The organism is Ruegeria sp. AB8 (assembly GCF_056542605.1).
Map to the genome: position 1 here is coordinate 1 of NZ_JBQGAB010000061.1, position 5,731 is coordinate 5,731.

Annotated in this window: 2 protein-coding genes and 1 pseudogene; 2 read left to right on the top strand and 1 reads right to left on the bottom strand. The window is 54.5% G+C overall.

The genetic code is table 11. The annotated features are described in order from the left end of the window. Nucleotides 1–1,315, top strand: a 1,315-nt coding sequence (locus ACR0CG_RS23470; protein ID WP_480527896.1) for a S8 family serine peptidase, incomplete at its 5' end; no start/stop codon positions are given. Nucleotides 1,316–1,500: 185 nt separating this feature from the next. Here the strand turns inward: ACR0CG_RS23470 and ACR0CG_RS23475 are convergent. After that, nucleotides 1,501–1,599 (bottom strand): annotated as a pseudogene (locus ACR0CG_RS23475) (transposase domain-containing protein); the annotation flags it as partial. A 423-nt stretch (nt 1,600–2,022) separates the two neighbouring features. On the opposite strand from ACR0CG_RS23475, the gene ACR0CG_RS23480 reads away from it, so the two are divergent. Beyond that, the coding region (locus ACR0CG_RS23480) for a tandem-95 repeat protein (RefSeq protein WP_480527898.1) at nt 2,023–5,731 on the top strand (3,709 nt) is incomplete at its 3' end.

Genomic DNA, 5,731 nt, shown 5'->3' on the forward strand with positions numbered 1-5,731 from the left:
CTTTTGCCTCGCTGCGCCAGGCGCAGGTGTCATTATCATCCCCAACGGCAACGGCTTCACTCACTTGAACGGAACATCCATTGCAGCCGCCTATGTCACTGGCGCCTATGCCGTATTGAAGAGCCAGTGGCCACACCTGACAGCACCCGTAATCGCTGAGATTATGTTCGCGGCAGCCGAAGATCTCGGTGAGCCGGGTGTTGACCCGATCTACGGGCAGGGCCTCCTCAATCTGGAACGCGCCATGCTTCCTATGGGTGAGCTTGTCGTCTACCAGGGGAACACCATCGAGAGCGCCGCCATGCCTCTCGCCGAAACGGGCATCGTCGCCAGCGGCGCCCTGGCGCCAGCCCTCAACCAGGCCCTCGCAGGGCAGACCCTGATGGTTGCAGATGCGTATACGCGCGGATTTGAGCTTGCTGCCAGTGCCCTGGTCTCCGAACTCAAGGCGCCAAGACCCCGCCCCACCTTCGTACGGGAAACAAAGGCCAGCGACAGCCTCACACTCATGCGTTCAGATCACGGAACAGGTCTCCGTTTTGATGGGGATGTGTTCTCCTATGAGATAACTCTCGGCGACATAGATCCAGACGCAGATCCATTTGGACAGCTTCTGACAGAAGACTACTCATTCAGGCACAAGTTTGAACTCACACAAGCGCTGGCCCTTATTACTGACCACGCGGTCGGATCATCCACGGGCTCCTTCTCAAGGACCAGCATAGGGCTTGAAGCAAAAGACAAAGATGGGTCAGGCCTTTCTGCCCAGTTCGGCCTCATAGAAGAAAACGGCACAGTCCTTGGATCCCGCTTTATGGGAGCCGCGGGTCAGGGCGGACGCAGCTCTACCTCGTTCTTGGAAATATCCGGATCTGTTGCGGTCGGGCAGGGCACGCTCCTGACGGTATCGGGCACGCAAAGCAGGACAGATTTCAAACAGGCAGGCCTGGTCACGGGCGGCAAAAGCCTGACGGGGCGTGCCGGCAGCGTCTCAATCAGCAAGAAACGCTTTCTCGGCAGCCCAGGCACGATGCACTTGTCGATATCCAGTCCGCTCCAGATCTCCTCTGGTGAGATTTCAATCGACCTCCCCCGGGACAGGGTTGCAGCAGTGGCCGGTCAGGAAAGCACGGGCGTGACAAGAAGCTCTCAAACTGTGCAGATTACATCTTCAGTGCGGCCGATAGATATTGGCCTGACCTATCAGCTTGCTTCAGAAGCGCCCGGACCGGAAATTCTGTTTAACGCGGGATATCGCGCACAAGGCGGTGACCCCAATCCCTACATTGGATTTGCCCTCAGTCACAGGTTTTGAGCCGCACGGGCAGATGTTTCGGCCACTTCATCTGCCGAGAGAGCTGCGCAGTGCATAGCGCACCAGATGCACGATGCAGGTCTGAACCAGGGCCTCAGGGACGGCGGAGAACAGCAGCCGGTACATGCATTGGGCCGCTGAGATTTCTGCGTCATTTTCAGGATAAAGTGAAGGCGGTGCACCGATTACAGGTCTGTGGCGTAATTCCAGGGCATCAGGCTGCTGATGTTGGACTGTTTATGCCCGTTTGCGATAGCGGTCAGTGTTTGGGTGAGCCAGGCACGGCCATTGGTTAGAACGTAATGCAGGGCGGAACGTCGAACTGATGTGGTTGACTGGGCAACTCGCCCTGACCAGAAGACCATTGCAGACTTCTGGTGCGATAATGGTGCTTGTGGCGACTGTTTGCTCAGGCCGTATTGACAAAGTAACAGTCTGACAGGTGCAGACCCCACCATAGCCTTTTCCTATTCAAATATAGAATCATGGTATTTTCCAATTCAGCGATCTGGATCCAGTGTTGGATGCGGGACGAATTGGCTGGACGTATTCGCGGTCAATCAGACAGCAAAAGTCAAAAGCAACAAAGCTTTGGAACGTTAGCCAGTACAATAACAACAGGTTTTCACTCATCACTCACATGTACAGCATGCAAATGAGATCATCTCAATTGCTCACAGCTTGAATTGGATAAAGGAATGACCGTAATGAACAATGCACCCGTTCTGGCACTTGCATTGCCTCATCAGTTTTCAGCAGAAGATCAATCTGTGAGCTTTGTATTACCGGCCAATGCATTCACGGATGTTGATGGCGATGCGCTGACCTTAAGCGCGACGCTTGCGGATGGTGCGGCCCTGCCTGGCTGGTTGGAGTTTGATGCGGTTGCGGGGAGTTTCTCGGGCACACCGCCCCAGGACTTCAATGGAACAGTCAACGTGATGGTGACGGCCAGCGACGGGTCTCTTTCGGCCAGCGACACCTTTGTGCTTGATGTTACCCCGGTCAATGATGCACCTGTCGCGGCTGATGATACTGTTGATCCGAGTGAGTTCCTGGTCAATGACTTCACCGATGGCTCTCAAAGCGACCCGAGTGTTACCGCTCTCGCCAATGGCCATTTCGTCGTCACCTGGCAGTCTGATGATGGACAGCCGGGCGATACGTCTGAAACTGCCATCAAGGCCCGTATTCTCAATGAGAATGGTGTGGAGATTGTCAGTGAATTTCTGGTGAATGAGTCTACTAATGGTAGTCAATTGACCCCCAGCGTTACCGAGCTCGCCAATGGCCATTTCGTCGTCACATGGCCGTCCAATGATCAGGAGCAAGGGCATCCGTCTGGTTTTGACATCAAGGCCCGTATTTTTGATACGGATGGTAATGAGATTGTCAGTCAGTTCCCGGTCAATGAAGTTACCCATGACATGCAAGGCTGGCCGAGCGTGACAGCCCTTGCCAATGGCCATTTCGTCGTCACCTGGCATTCTCTTGACGGGCAGCAAGGGGATACGTCCAGTTCTGCCATCAAGGCCCGCATTTTCGATGCAAATGGCGATGAGATTGTCAGTGAATTCCTGGTCAATGAATACACCAATGACGCGCAACTATACTCGAGCGTTACAGCGCTCGCCAATGGCCATTTTGTCGTCACCTGGCATTCTTGGGACCAACAGCACGGGGATACGTCTTGGTCTGCCGTCAAGGCTCGTATTTTCAATGAGAATGGCGATGAGATTGTCAGTGAGTTCCGTGTCAACGAATTCATCAACTTCTGGCAAGAGGACCCGAGTGTGACAGCCCTCGCCAATGGGGGTTTTGTTGTCACCTGGGGGTCTCATGACCAGCAGCAAGGGGATGCGTCCGCTTCTGCCATCAAGGCCCGTATTTTCAATGAGAATGGCGATGAGATTGTCAGTGAGTTCCTGGTCAATGAATTCACCGATAGCTGGCAAGTATACCCGAGTATTACAGCGCTCACCAATGGCCATTTTGTTGTCACCTGGATGTCTGAGGACCAGCAGCAAGGGGATACGTCCGGTACTGCCATCAAGGCCCGCATTTTCAATGAGAATGGCGATGAGGTTGTCAGTGAATTCCTGGTCAATGAATTCACCAATGGCTGGCAACAGAACCCGAGTGTGACAGCCCTCGCCAATGGGGGTTTTGTTGTCACCTGGGAGTCTCATGACGGACAGCAGGGCGATGGGGACCTCGCCATCAAGGCCCGCGTTTTTGATGCGAACGGTGTTGCTCAAAGTCACAAGATTATCACAGAAGATGTTGTCACCCTGATTGAGACCGCCACGCTTCTGGCCAATGACAGCGATGTGGATGGAGATGCGCTGACGGTGATGGATGTGTCTCCGACGAGTGCACATGGCGCGGCCCTGACGCTGAACACAGACGACGGGACGATCAGCTATGATCCAACCGGCGCAGACGCTGTTCAGGCCCTGGCAGAGGGTCAGACCCTGACGGATACATTCACCTATACGGTCGAGGACGGTAATGGCGGGGAGAGCACCGCAAGTGTTTCCGTGGTTGTTCATGGAGCCAACGATGCGCCTGTTGTGGCGATTGTATTGCCTGATCAGTCTTCCGTGGAAGATGAGACCGTGAGCTTTGTGCTGCCGGCGAACGCATTCACGGATGTGGATGGGGATGCGCTGACCTTGAGTGCGACACTTACGGATGGCACGGCCCTGCCGGACTGGCTGGTGTTTGATGCGGTTGCAGGGAGCTTCTCAGGCACACCGCCGCAGGATTTCAATGGCATGGTCAATGTACTGGTGACGGCCAGTGACGGGTCTCTTTCAGCAAGCGATGCCTTTGCGCTTGAGATTACCCCTGTCAACGATGCACCTGTCGCAGTTAACGATGTTGTGCAAAGTCCCGCTCCGATCACCGAAGATGTTGTGACCTCAATTGATACCGCCACGCTTCTGGCCAATGACAGCGATGTCGACGGGGACGCACTCACGGTGACAGCGGTTTCTGCCACAAGTGCGCATGGTGCAGCCCTGACGCTGAACACTGATGGGACCATCAGCTACGATCCCACCGGGGCAGCTGATGTTCAGGCCCTGGCAGAGGGCCAGACACTTATCGACACATTTTCCTATGCGACCGATGACGGCAATGGCGGTGTGGGCGTCGCAACCGTTTCGATCATTGTGCACGGAACCAATGATGCCCCTGTTGTGGCACTTGCATTGTCCAATCAGACTTCCGCGGAAGATGAAGCCGTGAGCTTTGTGCTGCCGGCGAACGCATTCACGGATGTGGATAGCGATGCGCTGACCCTGAGTGCGACACTTACGGATGGCACGGCCCTGCCGGACTGGCTGGTGTTTGATGCGGCTTCCGGCAGCTTCTCAGGCACACCGCCCCAGGACTTCAATGGCACATTGAGTGTCACGGTAACGGCCAGTGACGGGTCACTTTCAGCCAGCGACACCTTTGCGCTTGAGATCACACCTGCCAATGATGCACCTGTGGCAGGTCATGATATTGTTGGCACGAGTGAATTCCGCGTCAATGAATTTACAGATGGCAAGCAAGAGTCATCGAGTGTTACAGCCCTCACCAATGGCCATTTTGTTGTCTCCTGGGAGTCTGATGACCAGCAGCAAGGCGATGCGTCTGGTTCTGCCATTAAGGCCCGCATTCTTGATGCGAGTGGAGCTGAGATTGTCAGCGAATTCCTGGTCAATGAGATTACCGATGACTGGCAAAACAGCCCGAGCGTTACAGCGCTTTCCAACGGCGATTTCGTCGTCACCTGGCAGTCTTCTGACGGACAACAAGGCGATATTTCCAGTACTGCCGTCAAGGCCCGCATCTTTAATGCGAATGGCGGTGAGATCGCCAGTGAGTTCCTGGTCAATGAGTTTACCGATGGCGGTCAGGCGTTCTCGAGTGTGACAGCCCTCGCCAATGGGAGTTTTGTCGTCACCTGGACGTCTGATGACCAGCAGCAAGGCGATGCGTCTGGTTCTGCCATCAAGGCCCGTATTTTCGATGAGAACGGTGTTGAGATTGTAAATGAATTCCTGGTCAATGAGTTTACCAATAACGGCCAACACGACCCGAGTGTTACCGCCCTCGCCAATGGCAATTTCATCGTCACCTGGCACTCTTATGACGGGCAACAAGGTGATGCTTCCAGCTCTGCCATCAAGGCCCGCATCTTTGATGCGGATGGTAACGAGATCGTCAGTGAATTCCTGGTCAATGAATTTAACCATCTCTTTCAAGGCAACGCGAGTGTAACAGCCCTTGCCAATGGCGATTTTGTTGTCACCTGGCAGTCCGATGACGGGCAGCAAGGCGATACGTCCGGTTCTGCGATCAATGCCCGTATTTTTGATGCAAACGGTTTTGCTCAAAACCCCTATCTTATCACCGAAGATG